This window comes from Vineibacter terrae, from assembly GCF_008039615.1.
Lineage (GTDB): Bacteria > Pseudomonadota > Alphaproteobacteria > Reyranellales > Reyranellaceae > Vineibacter > Vineibacter terrae.
Genome location: NZ_VDUZ01000029.1, coordinates 34,832 through 52,133, shown reverse-complemented (window position 1 = coordinate 52,133; position 17,302 = coordinate 34,832). Strand labels below are relative to the sequence as shown.

Below are 17,302 nucleotides of genomic sequence, written 5' to 3'. Positions count from 1 at the left end.
CTGCCCCGGAGGAGGAAGGATAGGGTCTCAAACTCCGAGTGCAGCGATCACCAGCACCTGCGGTGCCTGGGATCACCACTGCAAGATCCTTCGCTGCGCTCACGATAACAGCTGTGAGAACCACGCCTCTGCCTGAGCTCGATACGCCTTCAAGAGCCCGCGGATCGGGTCTTCATGCACACGTTCCCGTGCTCAGGTTCGCGTTGGAGCGAAGGGTTCAGGCAGACCTGCCAACGAAGGGCTTGATATCGATCAAGGACGACTGCCCGGCTTTGTCCCAAAGGAAACTCCGGATCAGTCCGACAAGCTGGCGCGAGGCCCTGCGCCTCGTTCCATTCGTTGCAGAGAGCCACAGGATTTCCATGCCTTACGTTGAAATGCCAAGCCTGCAGGAGTTCAAGAGCCTCAGGGCCACGCGGGCCGATGCCTGCGTTTCCATCTATCTTCCAACCACGCCTGCCGCACAGGACAGCGGCGTCGAGGCGACGGCGTTCGGCAATCTCGCCAAGCAGGCGCTGGCGCAGCTCGAGGCAGCGGGCTTTGACAGGCGCCGGCTCGATCTGCTCGCCGAGCAATTCGACGATCTTCTCGCGGATGACAACTTCTGGCGCTTCCAGAACCATTCGCTTGCTGTGCTGGCGACGCCGGACAACATCCGGACCTTCCGTCTGGCCAACAGGCTTCAGCCGCTTGTCGAGGTGGCGGATCGCTTCTACATGAAGCCGCTGCTGCGCGCGATCACCTTCCCGCATCACGCCTTCGTGCTGGCGATCTCGGAGAACGATGTCCGGCTGGTCGAGGTCCTGCCCGATCTGCCTGCCCGGCTGATCCAGGTGCCGGACCTGCCGAAGAATGCCGCAAGCGCGGTCGGGACATCCTCGCTCAACAACCGCACCTCGCTGCGCCGGGTCATGGGCGCCGAGGGGCAGAAGGTGCGTCTTGCCCAATATGCCCGGAAGGTCGACGCAGCGATCCGTTCGGTCCTGTCAGGCAAGGATGTGCCGTTGGTTCTCGCCGCCCGCGATCCCCTCGCGGCGATCTTCCGCTCCGTCAACAGCCATCCGAAGCTGCTGCCCGAAAACCTGGCCGCGACCGACGATCGTTCGAGCGAGGCGGCGATCGCCGATGCTGCCCGCCCGCTGCTGGACGCGCTTTACGCCCGCGAGGTGGCGCAGATCCGCGATCTGTTCGAGACCCGCGCCGGCGCCGGTCGCACCATCACGGATATCGCGGATGCGGCGCGGGCCGCGACATTCGGGATGATCGACACGTTGATCGTCGATATCGACACCGTGATCCATGGCACGGTCGACGCGGAAACGGGCGCCGTCACCTTCAGCGAGGAAGGGCCCGGAACCTATGGCGTGATCGACGAGACGATCGGACGCGCGCTTGAAAGCGGCGCCCGCGTTCTCGCCGTCAGGCGAGACGAGGTTCCCGGCGGCGGCGCATTGGCGGCGATCCTGCGCTACGCCGGTTGACAAGAGCAACCGGCCGGCCGGTGCTTGCCTGGCAGGGCATATCCCGACCGGATAGACTCGGCCTCGTGTCGTCGTGAACGCGGCGAACGACCTTGCGGTGCGCCGAACACATCATTCGGTGGCCGAGACTTGAAGACTTAACCACAGAGGCACTGAGACACAGAGCCTCACAGAGATGCTGCGGCGCGCCGAAGGCGCGCCGTCTTTTCTCTCTGTGCTCCTCTGTGTCTCTGTACTACTGACCTCAAGAATCTCCGCGAGCCGCGGTGATTTGGATAGCCTTCATGGTGAGCACAGGTGAATGCGAAGCATTCACCTGTGCTCACCATGAAGCACTCCTCCGCTATTTGGTTGCGGCCAAAGGGCTGCGCTGTGCCTCTGTGGTTGATCTTCTCTCGGTCCTTCTGCCATCCGCCTCGTCGGCGCCATCCTGCTCGAATGGACCGACGAGCGGGCCGTCCGGCGCGCCCGCTGCATGCCCCTGAAAACCATTGCTCCCTTGCGCGACGATCCCATCGTCAGCCTGCCCGCCATGGCAACCCGATCATCGGCCCAGCCCCGCCGCAGAGCGCGACACCATCGCCAACACTGACCCGATCGCACGGCAGCCAGGCCGCTTTCGTCCTACTCAATTGACGTGCCAGTCCAAGCGCGCACGCGCCGCGATCGGTAGGAATTGCAGTCCAGCGCGACCACTCGACCACGAGTGCGAGCACACTAATCTCGCCGGGCTCAGCGCGGCGAAAGGAAAGCAGGATGAGCGATCTACCGATCATCGACGGCGTTGGCTACGGCGCCGCCGGCCTCGTGCTCGCGACCTTCTGCATGCGCTCGATGCGCGCGCTGCGCTGGGTGGCGATCGCCAGCAACGTGGCTTTCATCACCTACGGCTATCTCGGGGGCCTCGTGCCGGTGCTGCTGCTTCACGCGCTGCTGCTGCCAGTCAACATCTGCCGGCTGGCGCAGCTGCGCGGCGCCCGCGTCCAAAGCCGCCGGCAAACGGCCACGGCCATCCGCGCAACCGCATGCACAAGGGGGCTTTGACCATGACATACACCCTGCCTCACACGTTCGAAGGCGGCGGCTACGAGGTGACGATCAACGTCGATCGCTCGATCCTGGTCAGGCAAGGCGACTGGTTGAGCAAGTATTCGATGGCGATCTATGGCGACTTCAATCACATCAGGAAGTTCAAGGAGAAGATCGGCACCAACCTCTACCGCGACGTCCCCAACCCCAACCTGATCAGGACGGGCGCGACCCTGTATCACCCCGACCCGCTGCCGGACGAAGCACCGGTGAACGGGACGCCGGTGATCGGACCGCCGGAAACCGAGCCGAAGATCCCGCAGAACCGCGTCAAGGCGTTGTTCGACTGGATATGGAACCGTTTCTTCACCTGCGACTGGGAGCTGGAGGGAACGGCGGGATTCAATCTGTCCGGGTTCTTCATCAGCGGCCAGTACATGACCGTCGACGTGAAGCACACGGCCGCGCAGGTGACCGGGCGCTTCTACAATATCGCGGGTGGCCTGACCCTGAACCTCCCCAAGAGCATGTTCGGTGGATCGGGCTCACCCTGGTTCTTCCCGACATACGGCATCATCCGGCGCACGCCTTGGCGGAATCACCTGACCCTGGAGGATTTCTGCCACGGCACGCTGGTCGCGGAATTCAGCCTCGCCTACGGGCTGGGCACATCGCCGTCGATGCTGTTCTTCGGCATGGGCATGCCGCCGTGGCGCATGCTCGATGCCTTGAACCGATATCTCCAGTCCGGCGACCCCACCATCTTCGCCATGCTGGTCCTGGACACCGGGCCGAAAGGCGTCATGTTCTTTGCCGGCGCCGAGCTGTCGTCGCCTGGCGTCGGCCTCGCCTGCCGGGTCGGCGTCATGTACGACCGGCTCCCCTGGCACGCGCGATAGAGGCCCGCGCCGTGCGGCGTGGCGGCCAACCGTCCAACTTTTTTTGGAATGCACCAGCGGACCGCGGTGTCCAGCTGACAGGATGACCCGATGCCGGCTGCGCTACGCAAATCCGCGAGGGACTCATGCTGACGCTGCACCTGTACGATGACAGCACCAACCCTTTTCGCCAGTATATGTGCACCAACAACAATCAACCCGGCAGCATCTGGACGCACGTCACCAGCCGCCAGGACGTCATCAACGAGCTTGGACGTCTCGCCGGCAAGCAGATCGGCGTTCTGTGGTTCTACCTGCACGGATCACCGGGCATCGTCCGAACCCAGAAGACGTTCCTGCAAAGCATCGCCTTCGATGCCGGCACGATAGGTCTGCTGAGGAATGTCTGCTTCAGCGCATTGACGCCATACGCCTGGATCTACTGGATATGCGGCGACCTCGGCCAGGGGCCGGCGGGCGACGCCTTCCTTCGCGCGGCAGGGCCGGCCATGCTGGGCCGCGGCGGCACGATTCTCGCCTCGACGTCGGTGCTCTACCCGCCTCCCCCTCTCAATGGCTGGGCTGACGCGCGCGGGGCCACAGTCAGCCCGGGCGGCGCGGCCGTCACCAACCCCATCAGCTACCGCGTTCCGTTGTAGCGTTTCCCTCGCTGCGCTTGGGAGTCACAGAAAATGCCGGCCTACAGGCTGAGCGCAACGCGGAAGCCGTAGTCGTTGCAGCGGAAGCCACGGCTATTGCGGTTGCGGGCAGCGGCGCGCAGCAGGCGGGGCGGGTCGCACCATGAGCCGCCGCGCAGGACGCGGGCGTCGCAGCGCCCGGCGCGCCAGGGGGACCCGTCATCAGGCGCATCGAGATAGAACTCGTTCCAGCAATCCTCCACCCACTCCCAGACATTGCCGTGCATGTCGTGCAGCCCGAAGGCATTGGCCGCGAAGCTGCCGACCGGCGACGAGCACGTGCCGCTCCATTCGCAGCCGCTGTCGATGCCGTTGGCGCGGCCGGCCTCGAAAGGCTCACCCCAGTGATAGGCGGTCTGCGTGCCGGCGCGGGCTGCATACTCCCATTCGCTCTCGCTGGGCAGCCTGCAGGGCCGGCCGCAGCGCGCCGCCAGCCAGCGCACATAGGCCTGGGCATCGTCCCAGGAGACGTTGACGACCGGCCGGCCCGCCCGCCCCCACCCTTCGTCCGCGGGACGGTGGGCCGCCGGCGCATGCGCGAGGAACACGTCCCACTGCGCGAATGTCACGGGCGTTCGCGACAAGGCGAATGCACGTGCGATCACGACGACATGGCGCGGCCCTTCACAGTCTTCCTGGCCCTCCTCGCCGTCGCGGGCACCCATCTCGCATCGTCCGGCAGGAATGACGACCATGTCGGGCATCCCGGCGCCGGCGCTGAAATGCCCGCAGCATTCCGCCTGCGTTTCCACCGCCCCACTCCTACTCTTCCAGGGCCATCAGACCTGGTGCCGCAGCGCCGCCTGGATCCTTCGGGCTTGGGATGACGCCGAAGGCCCGAACGGCCACCTCGCCGGTGCCTGCCGCCACTGGCACAATGCAACGTACCCCGCCGGCGTGCCGGCGGCATCCACAAAGCCAGGTTGGAGGATGGATGAGGCAGCATACCCTTCGTGACGGCGTCCTGTGCCGCATCGGCCGCCACCTTGAAGCCGGCGCGGCGAGGATGCGCCTGGTCCGGCCGATAGCGGCATGCACGTCGTTGCTGGGCATCCTGGCGCTGACAGGTTGCGGCGAATGCCCCGGCGCACCCGCCTCCGCCGCTTCCGACAACGGCCAGCCACCGTCCAGCGAGCTGGCCCGCTGCGAGGCGCTCTACGCCCAGTACTGGCGCTACATGCCGGTCAACAACCGCTTTGTGCGCATCAGCTACGCGGGAATCCTCGAGGCGGAAGCAGCCGTGGAGAATTGCCGCCACGGCAACACCAAGGACGGCATCGCCACGCTCAGGCAGAAGGTCGGATCGGGCGGGTGCGGGTGATGGTGGTGGCCGCGTTGTGGTGCAACGCCGGATCGCGCTACAGTCTGCACCTGGAAGACGCAGGGGATTGGCGACATGCCCCAAGCCACGCCACGCCGGACGACCTGCAACGCGCGCGGCGATCCGACGCCTGCCGCACGGTCGATCATCGCATGCATGTCGTTGCTGGGCACCCTCGCGGTCGCGGGCTGCGTCGAGTGCGCCGCGCCCACCGCCTCCGCTTCCGATGTCGGCCAATCGCCGCAGGACGCGCTGGCGCGTTGCGAAGAGCTCTATGCCCAGTATTGGCGCTACAGATCGACCGGCGGCCAGAGCCCACAGGGCAGCAGCTACCAGGGGATGCTCGAGGCCGATGCGGCGGTGGAGAACTGCCGCCGTGGAAACACCAGGGACGGCATCGCCGCGCTCAGGCGGAAGGTCGGGTCCGGCGGGTGCGTGTGAGGGTTGCGTCGCGTTCACCCCTCGCCCCGCGGCAGCGGGGAGAGGGCGGGGCCCATCGCAAAGCGATGGGAAGGTGAGGGGTACGAGCGATCAGTCCCTATTTTTGCCGCATGGCTTGATCGTTTCTACCCCTCACCTTCCCATGCCTTCGGCATGGCCCCCTTCCTCTCCCCGCTGCCGCGGGGCGAGGAGACGGTGGCAAGGGGGTTCAATCATGCCCCTGCACGGCCCGGCGCAGCGCGGCGCGGGCCAGCAGGCGGGTCGAATCGAGCGTCGGCAGCGGCGAGCTGGCGTCGTCCATGATCAGCGGCAGCTCGGTGCAGCCCAGCACCACGGCGTCGCAGCCCTCCTCGTCCTTCATGCGCGCGACGACCTGCCGAAGGCCGGCGGCCGATTCGGGCTTGAAGATGCCGTAGACCAGCTCGTCCATGATGATGCGGTTGATCGCGTCGCACTCGGCCGCGCTGGGCCGGACATATTCCAGCCCGCAGGCGGCGAGCTTCTGCGGATAGACCTCGCTGTCGACCAGCCAGCGCGTGCCGGTCACGGCCAGGCGGTGGAACCCGCGCGTGACGGCTTGCGCGGCCACCGTATCGGCGATGTGCAGCCAGGGCAGCGGCGACTGCGCCTCCACATGGGGCAGCGCCTGGTGGATGGTGTTGTCGGGGCAGATCAGGAAGTCCGCCCCGATCGCCGCCAGCTTGCGGGCGGAGGCCAGCATCAGCGCGCCCACGCCCTGCAGGTCGCCGCGGTCGAGGCAGGCGACATAGTCGGCCAGCGACGGCGTGTGCATCGAGACCTCGGGATGCGCGTGCGGCCCCATCAGCTGCGCACCCTCGACGCAGATCGTGCGATAGCAGAGCGACGCCCCTTCGGCGGAGCAGGCGACGATTCCGATATGCTGCGGCATGGTGATGGTCCTGGTGTCCTCGGCGGCGCGCAGCCTAGCGTCGCGGCGCGACAGAAACCATGCATGGGCGCCGCCGGCGCGTCGGGATGGCTATGGTGCCGCACGATGACCCGTGGTGCTATGGCGCCACCCGGCGCTGCAAGCGCCCACAGGCCGGAGGCCGCCATGCTCACGCGCTTCTCACGACGCGGCTTCGCCAAGGCCGCCGGTGCGTCCGCCCTGGGATCGGCGGCGTCCTTCGAGGCCCAGGCGCAGCCAGCGGCATCGACCCCGCCGGGATTTCCGGCTGGGTTCCTGTGGGGCACGGCCACGGCGTCGTACCAGGTCGAAGGCGCCGTCCAGGAGGACGGCCGCGGCGCCTCGATCTGGGACACGTTCTCGCATACGCCCGGAAAGGTGCGGAACGACGACACCGGCGACATCGCCGTCGACCACTACCATCGCTACAAGGACGACGTGCAGCTGATGAAGGCGCTGGGCGTGCGCGCCTACCGCTTCTCGATCGCCTGGCCGCGCGTCTTCCCGCAGGGCACCGGCGCGGCCAACCCCAAGGGGCTGGATTTCTACGACAGGCTGATCGACGCGCTCCTGGCGAACGGCATCGCGCCCTGGGCCACGCTCTATCACTGGGACCTGCCGCAGGCGCTGCAGGACCTCGGCGGCTGGGAGTCGCGCGACACCGCCCGCGCCTTCGCCGACTATGCCGGCCACGTCGCCGCCCGCATCGGCGATCGCGTCAAGCACCTCTTCACGCACAACGAGATGTCGGCGTTCATCGAGCTGGGCTACGGCCAGGGCATCCACGCGCCCGGCCTCAAGCTGCCGCCCAGGCGCCTGAACCAGGCCCGCCACCATGCCGTGCTCGGCCATGGCCTGGCGGTGCAGGCGATCCGCGCCGCGGCGCGGCCAGATGTCAAGGTCGGGCCGGCCGAGAACATCAATGTCTGCGTGCCGGTGATCGAGACCGAAGAGCATATCCGCGCCGCCGAGCGCGCCACGCGCGAGCTCAATGCCGGCTACCTGACCGTGATGCTGGAAGGACGCTACACCGAGGCGTTCCTGGCCTGGACCGGCGCCGACGCGCCGACCTTCACGGCCGAGGACCTGGCGGCGATCGCAAGCCCGCTGGATTTCGTCGGCATCAACATCTACGCGCCGCACAACTACGTGCGGGCGGCGCCCGATGCGCCTTCCGGCTTCGCGCTGGCGCCGATCACCGCCGGCTTCCCGCACATGCAGACGCCATGGCTGAAGGTCGGACCCGAGGCGCTCCACTGGGGGCCGCGCCATGTCGCGAGGCTATGGGACGTGAAGGACATCTACATCACCGAGAACGGCTGCGCCGGCACCGACACGCCGGCCGCCGACGGCATCGTCTACGACACCGACCGTGTGATGTTCCTGCGCAACTACCTGACCCAGCTGCAGCGCGCCACCGCGGCGGGCGTGCCGGTGCGCGGCTACTTCCTGTGGAGCCTGCTGGACAATTTCGAATGGGCCGACGGCTACGCCAGCCGCTTCGGGCTGCACCATGTCGACTACGCCACGCAGAAGCGCACGCCCAAGCTGAGCGCGGAGTTGTATCGGGAGATCATTGCGCGCAATGCGCTGGCGTAGCCAACATGCCCGTCAGGGAGCTCAAGGCGATCACACGACCAAGGCGCAAGCTCTTGCGCGCGTGGCACACGAACGTGGAGGCAAGGAACCCGATGTTCTGCGGTTTGGCGTTTGGCATGCCAACGGTCGATGAAGGTGGGCAGCATTCATCAGCCGGAGCGCTACGATGCAGCGCTCCGCAGGTCGACAGTGTCGCCGAGGCTACGCCGCCCTGTCCGCAAGCAATCTCCGCATGACCTTGGGATCGCGCTCGATGGCCAACAACAACGCGCGAGCTGGCGCGTCCGGCGTGCTACGGCGCTGTTCCCAATCGCGCAAAGTCGTGACCGGGAGGTGGAAGGCTTCGGCAAATTCCATCTGCGTCATCCCGAGGCGCCGTCGCAGAACCTTGACGCGCGATACCCGACGCATCCTCGCTAGCTGCTCCGGGGTGAGAGGCTGCGCATCAGGGTCGGACAGGGCGGCCGCTACCACCTCCTCATCTGTCATGGCATCGAGTCGCGCCCAATCGGTGTCGCCCCGAGGCAGGGGCTCACCAGATTTCACGGTCACCCGCGTAGTACCGGTCTTGCTCATGTCGTGTGGCCTTTCGGGCCGATTCGTATTGCACGCGGAGCATGGTACCGGATACCGGTGGCTGCCGCACGAAACCTGTGCGCGGTCACTCTGGCGTGGATTGGCGCACGGCCGGGCGCCGAAGGACATCGCCGTGCATGTCGAGCGCGCAAGCCAATGGGCGAAGCTCAAAACCCTCGACGCAATCTCCCCGCGAAGGCGGGAGAAGGGAAGTTTCCCCGGACAGCCCTGCGCCTTCGCGGAGAGAAGGAAACTACGTGCGCAGGGTCAGGCCGCCGTCGACGACCAGGCCGTGGCCGGTGATGAAGTCGGCCTCGTCGCTGGCCAGCAGCAGCGCGCCGCGGGCGATGTCGATGGGCTTGCCCAGGCGGCGCAGCGCTGCCTTCTTGGCCCAGATGGCGGCGATCTGGGGGTTGGAGAAGCTGGCGGCGGTCATACCGGTCTGGATGGCGCCGGGGCAGATGTAGTTGGCGGTGATCCGGAACTTGCCCAGCTCCAGTGCCAGGGTGTGCGTGAGCCCGGCGACGCCGGCCTTCGAGGCGCAGTAGGCGGAGAGCCCGTAGTCGGTGTCGAACGCCATCACCGAGGCGGTGTTGATGATGCGGGCGCGGCCGGTCTTGGCGGCGCGCTCGCGCAGGGCCGGGATCGCCTGGCGGCACATGCGGAACACGGAAGTCACGTTGACCTCGAGCGTGCGCGCCCACTGCGCGTCGGTCATCACCTCGGCCAGCGCATTGGCGCTGACGCCGGCATTGTTGAACAGGATGTCCAGCGCCCCGAAGCGCTCCAGCGCCGCGCCGATGATCGCGGCGGGCGCGTCGGCGTCGGTGAGGTCCTTGGCCAGCGGCACGATCGCGGCCTGACCGGCATGGACGGTGTTGATCGCCGATTCGGGGCGGTCGACGGCCAGCACCTGCGCCCCCTCCTCGGCGAAGAGCTGCGCGCTGGCGGCGCCGATGCCCGATGCGGCGCCGGTCACGATCGCGATCTTGTCCTTGAGCCTGGCCATGTCACTCCTCCTTGGTTCGCGGCAGCCTACGCGCTGACGCGCCGAGCCACGAAGCCTGCTGTGCGCCGATGTTCCGCAGGGAGAGACGTCGGTGAGAGCGCACGCGAGAGCTCTGTCGCGCGGCTTCGTCCGGATCGGCGCGCCCCTGGCGTCTGCCCACATCAGCGGGCGCCGTTTCAGCCGTTGCTTCTTGTCAGCGGCGCCCGGCTAACGCCGCGGCTTCTTCTTCGGCAACGCGTGCGCCCAGGCCATCTCGAGCGCGCTCTTGAGCTCGGCCGCGCCGAGCCTGGCCAGGGTGGCCGTGGTCCAGCCCTGCCGGCCCCAGGCGTTGGCGATCGGCGCGAAGGCGTCGGGCGCCATCATGCACTTGAATTCCTGCTCGTCGGGCGTGAACTTGAAATTGGCGCTGCGGCCGTCGGCCGCCAAGGTGACGTAGGTGCGCGCGACCTTGAAGGCCGCACGGTCGAAATGCGGCGCTTCCGTCGTGCCCTCGAGCGCCAGCGCCATGCGGCGCAGATCGTTTCCCGTCGCCATCAGGCGGTTATCGCATGGCGGCGCACGTGGCGTCATCTCGGGCGGTCGGACACACCCGGGATGACGGTCCGGCCGCTATGCCGCCGCGGCACCATCGCGGGCGCGCTGCAGGGCGGCGATGTCGAGCTTGACCATCTTCAGCATGGCCTGCATGACGCGCTGGGCGCGCGCCGGGTCGGGATCGCCCAGCAGCCGGGGCAGCACGCTGGGCACGATCTGCCAGGACACGCCGAAGCGGTCCTTCAGCCAGCCGCACTGCTCGACCTTGCCGCCGGCTGAAAGCGCGTCCCACAGCCGATCGACCTCGGCCTGGTCGGCGCAGTCGATCTTGAACGAGACGGCATGCGTGTATTCGAAGCGCATGCCGCCGTTGAGCGCCATGAAGCGCTGGCCGGCCAGGGTGAAGTCGACGACCAGGACGGTGCCCGCCTTGCCCGTTGGACCGTCCACGACATTGCGCTGCACGTGCTCGATGCGCGAGTCGGGCAGCAGCGAGACATAGAGCTTCGCGGCTTCCTCGGCCTCGCCGTTGAACCACAGGCAGGGGGAAATCTTGGACATCGCTCTTCTCCGTAGGGCCAGGCGTCGTGGACGTCGACGGAGGGCGCGAGCGCCCCGCCGTCACAGCCAAGGACGCGCGGCCCTGCCGGCTCCCGACATCCGCAGGCGGATTTTCTTCAGCCTGTCATTTCGGGCGCAGCGAAAGGATCCTGAAATTCATCTGGCCATCGGCCCCGGGCTTTGCTCATCCTCCGGTGCGGTTCAATGCCCCAGCGGCTCAAAGGAGCATGATCATGCCAACGCCAGCCGATGCGACTGTCTACACGGCGAGCCCTGAGGCGCAGGGCACGGTCGCGCTTGCAATCCTGGTCGAGCTGCTCAGGGCCATGGCGGTCAAGAGCGCGGTGGGCTGGGACGACGTCGGCCCGATACTGGACGCGGCAGCCCGCTCGCAAGTCGGCCCGACGCAACGGCAGTCCGACGCGCGCGCGGTGCTGAAGGCGATCCGCGACATGATGGGGTAGCGCTCTCCTCGTTCGGCAGGAGATCTACCGCTGCAAGACGTAGGTCCCGGGCGCGTCGTCCAGGGGGGCGTAGCCCTTCGCGGCGGCGCCCATCGCCGGCGGCGCGACGCGGCCAGGGGTGGACCGGGCGGCGAGCCAGTCGGCCCAGGCCGGCCACCATGACCCCTCGCGCGGCGGCGCGGCCGCGACCCACTCGTCCGGGCTGAGGCAGGGATCGGCCGGCTGCTTGCCGGCGATGCGGAAATGGCGCCGCTTGCGGCCGGGCTCGCTCACGATGCCGGCGTTGTGGCCGCCGTTGGTGAGCACGAAGGTGACGGCCGTGTCGCTCAGGTAGTGGATCTTGTAGACCGAGCGCCAGGGCGCCACGTGATCCCACTCGGTGCCGACGACGAACAGCGGCGCGCGGATGTTCTGCAGCGCCGCGGGCCGGCCGTCGACCATCAAGCGGCCGGCGGCGAGCTCGTTGTCGAGATAGAGGCGCTGCAGGTATTCTGCGTGCATGCGGTAGGGCATGCGTGTGGCATCGGCGTTCCAGGCCATCAGGTCGATCATCGGCGTGCGCTCGCCGATGAGGTAGTCGTGCACCAGGCGCGACCAGATCAGGTCGCTGGAGCGCAGCAGCTGGAAGGCGCCGGCCATCTGGTCGGCGGCGAGGTAGCCGCGGTTCCACATCATGCTCTCGAGGAAATGCATCTGGCTGTGGTCGATGAACAGCGCCAGCTCGCCGGGCTCGCTGAAGTCGGTCTGCGCCGCCAGCAAGGTCACCGACGCCAGGCGATCGTCGCGGGCGCGCGCCATGGCGGCGGCCGCGATCGACAGCAGCGTGCCGCCCAGGCAGTAGCCGACGGCCTGGACCTGGCGGTCGGGCACGATGGCGTTGATGGCATCGAGCGCCGCCATCACGCCCAGGCGGCGATAATCGTCCAGCGTCAGGTCGCGGTCCTGCGCCGTGGGATTGCGCCAGGAGATGCAGAAGACGGTGTGGCCGCGCTCGACGAGGTAGCGCACCAGCGAGTTCTGCGGCGACAGATCGAGGATATAGTACTTCATGATCCAGGCCGGCACGATCAGCAGCGGCTCGGCCTGCACCGACGGCGTGGCCGGCGCGTACTGGATCAGCTCGATCAGGTGGTTGCGGTAGACGACGCGTCCGGGAGTCACTGCGACATTCCGGCCGACCGCGAAGGTCTCGGCGCCGGCCGGCGGCTGGCCGGCCGCCAGCCGGCCGGCGTCCTCGGCCCAGTTCTGGAAGCCCTGCACGAAATTGGCGCCGCCGGTCTCGTGGGCCCGCCGGATGATTTCGGGGTTGAGGAACGGCACGTTCGAGGGCGAGGCCATGTCGAGAAGCTGGCGCGCGGTGAAGGCGACGACGTCCTCGTGATGCGGCGTCACGCCCGGCACGCCGCGCGTGACGTTGTGCCACCATTGCTGATTGAGCAGGAAGGCCTGCGCCCACAGACGGTAGGGCAGCGCCTGCCAGCCCGGGTCGCGGAAGCGCCGGTCGCCGGGCAGCGGCTCGATGCAGGGCGGCGTGCCGGGATCCGAAGCGCTGGCCGCCATGTGGGCGGCCAGCCGGCCCGCCTTGCGCCACGCCTTGCTGGCGAGCTCGGCCTGCTTGCCGGGCGCCGCGGCGAGGTGGATCGACCAGTCGAACAGCGCCAGCCCCAGGGCGGCGGGCGACAGCCCACCGGTGAGCTGCGCCGTCAGCGCCTCGCGCATGCGATCAAAGGCCCGGAAGCCTTCGAGGCCGGATGGATCATCTTTTTGCACTGACGAGCTTGTCATGGGGACCATGCCTATTGCGGTTGCCGTGGCATGCAACCACGCTTACCGTCGGTGTGCTCAAGCGCGTTGACTTGGGTCAAGGACCGGCGCGCCGCGCCGGCGCAGGCTGCGGCCCCCACTTTCATGTCGATGACATCGGCGCCTCCAACGCGGAGACCCTGCGGTGACAGCGTGGTTGAAAAGGTCATGGATCGCGATCGCGGCCGCCGTGCTCGTGGCCGCCGGCGGCTTCTACGCCTGGCGCGCGCTGCAGCCGGCGGGCCTGCCCGAGGGCATCGCCAGCGGCAACGGCCGGATCGAGGCGGTGGACATCGACATCGCCACCAAGATCCCGGGGCGGGTCAAGGAGATCATGGCCAACGAGGGCGACTTCGTGAAGGCGGGCCAGGTGCTGGCGCAGATGGACAGCGCCACGCTGCAGGCGCAGAAGCGCGAGGCCGAGGCGCAGCTGCAGCGCGCCATCATCGCCGTCGAGACCGCCAACAGCATGGTGACCCAGCGCAACGCCGAGCGCACGGCCGCGGTCGCGGTCGTGGCGCAGCGTGAAGCCGAGCTCGACGCCGCCAGGCGCAAGCTGGCGCGCACCGAGGAGCTGGCCAAGACCGACTACGTGGCGCTGCAGGTGCTGGACGACGACCGGGCCCGCACCCAGGGCGCCACGGCGGCGGTCGGCGCGGCGCAGGCCCAGCTGGCGGCAACGGAAGCGGCGATCAGCGCCGCGAAGTCGCAGGTGGTGGACGCCAAGGCGGCGATCGACGCGGTGCGCGCCACGATCCAGCGCATCGACGCCGATATCGAGGACAGCGTGCTGAAATCGCCGCGCGACGGCCGGGTGCAGTACCGGGTGGCGCAGCCCGGCGAGGTGCTGTCGGCCGGCGGCCGGGTGCTGAACATCGTTGACCTGGGCGATGTCTACATGACGTTCTTCCTGCCCACCGGGCAGGCCGGGCGTGTCGCCTACCAGGCCGAGGCCCGCATCGTGCTCGACGCGGCGCCGCAATACATCATCCCGGCGCAGATCTCGTTCGTGGCCGACGTCGCGCAGTTCACGCCCAAGACGGTCGAGACGGCGCAGGAGCGCCAGAAGCTGATGTTCCGCATCAAGGCCCGCATCCCGCCGGAGCTGCTGCGCAAGTACATCCTGCAGGTCAAGACAGGCCTGCCCGGCGTCGCCTACGTGAAGCTCGATCCCAAGGCGGCATGGCCGGCCAGCCTGCACGGCACGCTGGTGCAATGAGCGCCCCGACCCAGGCAGCGGCCGATGCCGGCGCGCCCGTCGCGCGCCTGCACGGCGTGGGCCTCGCCTACGGCAGGACGCGGGCGCTGGACGGCATCAGCCTCGACATACCGGAAGGCCGCATGGTGGGGCTGATCGGGCCGGACGGCGTCGGCAAGTCGAGCCTGCTGGCACTGATCGCCGGCGCCCATGCCGTGCAGGACGGCCGTGTCGAGGTGCTGGGCGGCGACATGGCTGATGCCGCGCACCGGCGCGACACCTGCCCGCGCATCGCCTACATGCCCCAGGGCCTGGGCAAGAACCTGTACCACACCCTTTCGGTGTTCGAGAATGTCGACTTCTTCGGCCGCCTGTTCGGGCACGCGCAAGACGAGCGCGAGCAGCGCATCGCGCGGCTGCTGGAAAGCACCGGGCTGGCGCGCTTCGCCGACCGGCCCGCAGGCAAGCTCTCGGGCGGCATGAAGCAGAAGCTCGGCCTGTGCTGCGCGCTGATCCACGATCCCGACCTGCTGATCCTGGACGAGCCCACCACCGGCGTCGACCCGCTGTCGCGCCGCCAGTTCTGGGACCTGATCGACGACATCCGCCGCAGCCGGCGCGGCATGACGGTGCTGGTGGCCACCGCCTACATGGAGGAAGCGGCCCGCTTCGACTGGCTGGTGGCGATGGATGGCGGCCGCGTGCTGGCCACCGGCAGCCCGCACGAGCTGCTGGCGCAGACCGGCGCCGGCTCCCTCGACGCCGCCTTCATCGCGCTGCTGCCCGAGGACAAGCGCCGCGGGCATCGCGACGTGGTGATCCCGCCGCGCAGCGTCGAGGCCTCGTCGGAGATCGCGATCGAGGCCGAGGGGCTCACCGTGCGCTTCGGCGACTTCACCGCCGTCGACCATGTCAGCTTCCGCATCAGCCGCGGCGAGATCTTCGGCTTCCTCGGCTCCAACGGCTGCGGCAAGACCACGACCATGAAGGTGCTGACGGGCCTGCTGCCCGCCAGCGAGGGCACCGCCCGCCTGCTCGGCAGCGTGGTCGATCCGCGCGACATCCAGGTCCGCCGCCGGGTCGGCTACATGTCGCAGGCCTTCTCGCTCTATGGCGAGCTCACCGTGCGGCAGAACCTCGACCTGCATGCGCGCCTGTTCCGGCTGCCGGCCGCCTCCATCCCCGAGCGGATCGCGGAGATGGCGCGGCGCTTCGACCTGCTGGACGTCATGGACGCCCTGCCCGACGCCCTGCCGCTGGGCATCCGCCAGCGCCTGTCGCTGGCGGTGGCGATGGTGCATGCGCCGGAGATGCTGATTCTCGACGAGCCGACATCGGGCGTCGACCCGGTGGCGCGCGACGCGCTGTGGCAGATCCTGGTCGACCTGGCGCGGCACGACAACGTCACGATCTTCATCTCGACGCATTTCATGAACGAGGCGGCGCGGTGCGACCGCATCTCGCTGATGCATGCCGGCAAGGTGCTGGTCAGCGACACGCCCGACGGCATCGTGGCGCGGCGCGGCAGCGCGACCTTGGAGGACGCCTTCGTCGGCTACCTGCAGGACGCGATCGGCGAGCCCGCGGCGGCGGCGCCCGCGATCGATGCAGCGCCGCCAGCGGCCGCCCATGCCGCGGCGCCGGCGCGGCGCTTCTTCGATGTGCGGCGCATGTTCAGCTACACCAGGCGCGAGGCGCTGGAGCTGCGCCGCGACCCGATCCGCGCCACGCTGGCGCTGATCGGCAGCGTCATCCTGATGTTCGTGATCGGCTACGGCATCAGCCTGGACGTCGAGGACCTCACCTTCGCGGTGCTCGACCACGACCAGACCACCGTGAGCCAGAACTACGTGCTGGAGATCGCCGGCTCGCGCTACTTCGTCGAGCGCCCGCCGCTCACCGACTACGCCGACCTCGACAGGCGCATGCGCGCCGGCGAGATCAGCCTGGCGATCGAGATCCCGCCCGGCTTCGGGCGCGACGTGGCGCGCGGGCGGCCGGTCGAGATCGGCGCCTGGATCGACGGCGCCATGCCGCAGCGGGCCGAGACGGTGCGTGGCTACGTGCAGGGCATGCACATGAAGTGGCTGACCGAGAAGGCGCGCCTGCTGCTGGGCGAGCAGGCCGCGGCCGACACGTTCCGGATCGAGACCCGCTTCCGCTACAACCCCAATGTCGAGAGCCTGGTGGCGATGGTGCCGGCGGTGATCCCGCTGCTGCTGCTGCTGATCCCGGCCATGCTCGCGAGCCTCAGCGTGGTGCGCGAGAAGGAGCTGGGCTCGATCGTCAACCTCTACGTCACGCCCGTGACCCGGCTGGAGTTCCTGCTCGGCAAGCAGCTGCCCTATATCGGGCTGGCGATGCTGAACTTCCTGCTGCTGACGGCATTCGCCACCTTCGTGTTCGCCGTGCCCTTCACCGGCAGCTTCCTGGCCTACGCCACCGCCGCCCTGCTCTACGTGACCGCCGCCACCGGGCTGGGGCTGCTGCTGTCGACCTTCATGAGCAGCCAGATCGCGGCCATCTTCGGCACGTCAGTGCTCACCATCGTGCCGGCGGTGCAGTTCTCGGGCATGACCGACCCGGTGTCCTCGCTGCAGGGCACCGGGGCGCTGATCGGGCAGATCTACCCGACGACGCATTTCATGACCATCGCGCGCGGCACCTTCTCCAAGGCGCTCGATTTCGCCGACCTCTCGGCCTCGTTCGTGCCGCTGCTGCTGGCCGTGCCGGTGCTGCTGTTCCTGAGCGCGGCGCTGTTGAAGAAGCAGGCAGGCTGACC

The 17,302-nt window shown here is 68.4% G+C and carries 17 protein-coding genes and 1 pseudogene; 11 read left to right on the top strand and 7 right to left on the bottom strand.

Going from position 1 to position 17,302, the window contains the following annotated elements; genetic code table 11:
• Positions 1-188: 188 nt before the first annotated feature.
• The 5 genes and pseudogenes from FHP25_RS23420 to FHP25_RS23400 all read left to right on the top strand — a co-directional run bounded on the left by FHP25_RS23420 (position 189) and on the right by FHP25_RS23400 (position 4,047).
• Positions 189-1,481 (top strand): baeRF11 domain-containing protein, encoded by a 1,293-nt coding sequence (locus FHP25_RS23420; RefSeq protein WP_218578537.1) that lies wholly within the window; start codon positions 189-191, stop codon positions 1,479-1,481.
• Positions 1,482-1,893: 412 nt separating this feature from the next.
• A pseudogene (locus tag FHP25_RS23415) lies at positions 1,894-2,073 on the top strand (hypothetical protein); the annotation flags it as partial.
• 164 nt (positions 2,074-2,237) lie between these two features.
• Entirely contained in the window at positions 2,238-2,525 is a 288-nt protein-coding gene (locus tag FHP25_RS23410; protein ID WP_218578536.1) for a hypothetical protein, read from the top strand.
• A gap of 2 nt (positions 2,526-2,527) precedes the next feature.
• Positions 2,528-3,409, top strand: a complete 882-nt coding sequence (locus tag FHP25_RS23405) for a hypothetical protein (protein WP_147849391.1) — start codon at positions 2,528-2,530, stop codon at positions 3,407-3,409.
• Between the two features lie 125 nt (positions 3,410-3,534).
• The gene (locus tag FHP25_RS23400) at positions 3,535-4,047 is read left to right on the top strand and encodes a hypothetical protein (RefSeq protein ID WP_147849390.1); all 513 of its coding nucleotides are present in this window, start codon (positions 3,535-3,537) and stop codon (positions 4,045-4,047) included.
• Between the two features lie 41 nt (positions 4,048-4,088).
• Here FHP25_RS23400 and FHP25_RS23395 read toward each other — a convergent pair whose 3' ends face one another.
• Positions 4,089-4,838: a formylglycine-generating enzyme family protein gene (locus tag FHP25_RS23395; protein ID WP_147849389.1), complete on the bottom strand. Its 750-nt coding sequence runs from the start codon at positions 4,836-4,838 to the stop codon at positions 4,089-4,091.
• A 182-nt stretch (positions 4,839-5,020) separates the two neighbouring features.
• Here FHP25_RS23395 and FHP25_RS23390 point away from each other — a divergent pair, with 182 nt between their 5' ends.
• On the top strand, positions 5,021-5,407 hold the full coding sequence (locus FHP25_RS23390; protein ID WP_147849388.1) for a hypothetical protein: 387 nt from the start codon (positions 5,021-5,023) through the stop codon (positions 5,405-5,407).
• Positions 5,408-5,482: 75 nt separating this feature from the next.
• A complete protein-coding gene (locus tag FHP25_RS23385; protein ID WP_178133732.1) occupies positions 5,483-5,848 on the top strand; it encodes a hypothetical protein in 366 nt (121 codons plus the stop codon).
• Between the two features lie 208 nt (positions 5,849-6,056).
• Here the strand turns inward: FHP25_RS23385 and FHP25_RS23380 are convergent, their stop codons facing one another.
• Positions 6,057-6,758, bottom strand: a complete 702-nt coding sequence (locus tag FHP25_RS23380; protein WP_147849386.1) for an aspartate/glutamate racemase family protein — start codon at positions 6,756-6,758, stop codon at positions 6,057-6,059.
• Positions 6,759-6,923: 165 nt separating this feature from the next.
• On the opposite strand from FHP25_RS23380, the gene FHP25_RS23375 reads away from it, so the two are divergent.
• Positions 6,924-8,375, top strand: coding sequence for a GH1 family beta-glucosidase (locus FHP25_RS23375; protein ID WP_147849385.1), 1,452 nt, complete (start codon positions 6,924-6,926; stop codon positions 8,373-8,375).
• 201 nt (positions 8,376-8,576) lie between these two features.
• Here the strand turns inward: FHP25_RS23375 and FHP25_RS23370 are convergent, their stop codons facing one another.
• The 4 genes from FHP25_RS23370 to FHP25_RS23355 all read right to left on the bottom strand — a co-directional run bounded on the left by FHP25_RS23370 (position 8,577) and on the right by FHP25_RS23355 (position 11,055).
• On the bottom strand, positions 8,577-8,951 hold the full coding sequence (locus tag FHP25_RS23370; protein WP_331461699.1) for a helix-turn-helix domain-containing protein: 375 nt from the start codon (positions 8,949-8,951) through the stop codon (positions 8,577-8,579).
• 253 nt (positions 8,952-9,204) lie between these two features.
• Complete coding sequence (locus tag FHP25_RS23365; protein ID WP_178133731.1) at positions 9,205-9,960, bottom strand: SDR family NAD(P)-dependent oxidoreductase; 756 nt, start codon at positions 9,958-9,960, stop codon at positions 9,205-9,207.
• A 207-nt stretch (positions 9,961-10,167) separates the two neighbouring features.
• On the bottom strand, positions 10,168-10,494 hold the full coding sequence (locus FHP25_RS23360; protein WP_147849383.1) for an MmcQ/YjbR family DNA-binding protein: 327 nt from the start codon (positions 10,492-10,494) through the stop codon (positions 10,168-10,170).
• Positions 10,495-10,569: 75 nt separating this feature from the next.
• On the bottom strand, positions 10,570-11,055 hold the full coding sequence (locus tag FHP25_RS23355) for a VOC family protein (protein ID WP_147849382.1): 486 nt from the start codon (positions 11,053-11,055) through the stop codon (positions 10,570-10,572).
• A gap of 233 nt (positions 11,056-11,288) precedes the next feature.
• Between FHP25_RS23355 and FHP25_RS23350 the strand changes: the two genes are divergently transcribed.
• The gene (locus tag FHP25_RS23350) at positions 11,289-11,519 is read left to right on the top strand and encodes a hypothetical protein (protein ID WP_147849381.1); all 231 of its coding nucleotides are present in this window, start codon (positions 11,289-11,291) and stop codon (positions 11,517-11,519) included.
• Positions 11,520-11,543: 24 nt separating this feature from the next.
• On the opposite strand, the gene FHP25_RS23345 is transcribed toward FHP25_RS23350, so the two are convergent.
• Positions 11,544-13,304 carry a PHA/PHB synthase family protein gene (locus FHP25_RS23345; RefSeq protein ID WP_269434402.1) on the bottom strand — a complete coding sequence of 587 codons (1,761 nt, stop codon included), beginning with the start codon at positions 13,302-13,304 and terminating at the stop codon, positions 11,544-11,546.
• Between the two features lie 163 nt (positions 13,305-13,467).
• Here FHP25_RS23345 and FHP25_RS23340 point away from each other — a divergent pair, with 163 nt between their 5' ends.
• Both FHP25_RS23340 and rbbA read left to right on the top strand, forming a co-directional pair.
• On the top strand, positions 13,468-14,541 hold the full coding sequence (locus tag FHP25_RS23340; protein WP_231712443.1) for an HlyD family secretion protein: 1,074 nt from the start codon (positions 13,468-13,470) through the stop codon (positions 14,539-14,541).
• Complete coding sequence (gene rbbA / locus FHP25_RS23335; RefSeq protein WP_147849379.1) at positions 14,538-17,300, top strand: ribosome-associated ATPase/putative transporter RbbA; 2,763 nt, start codon at positions 14,538-14,540, stop codon at positions 17,298-17,300. The genes FHP25_RS23340 and rbbA overlap by 4 nt, the downstream gene beginning before the upstream one ends.
• Positions 17,301-17,302 lie beyond the last annotated feature (2 nt).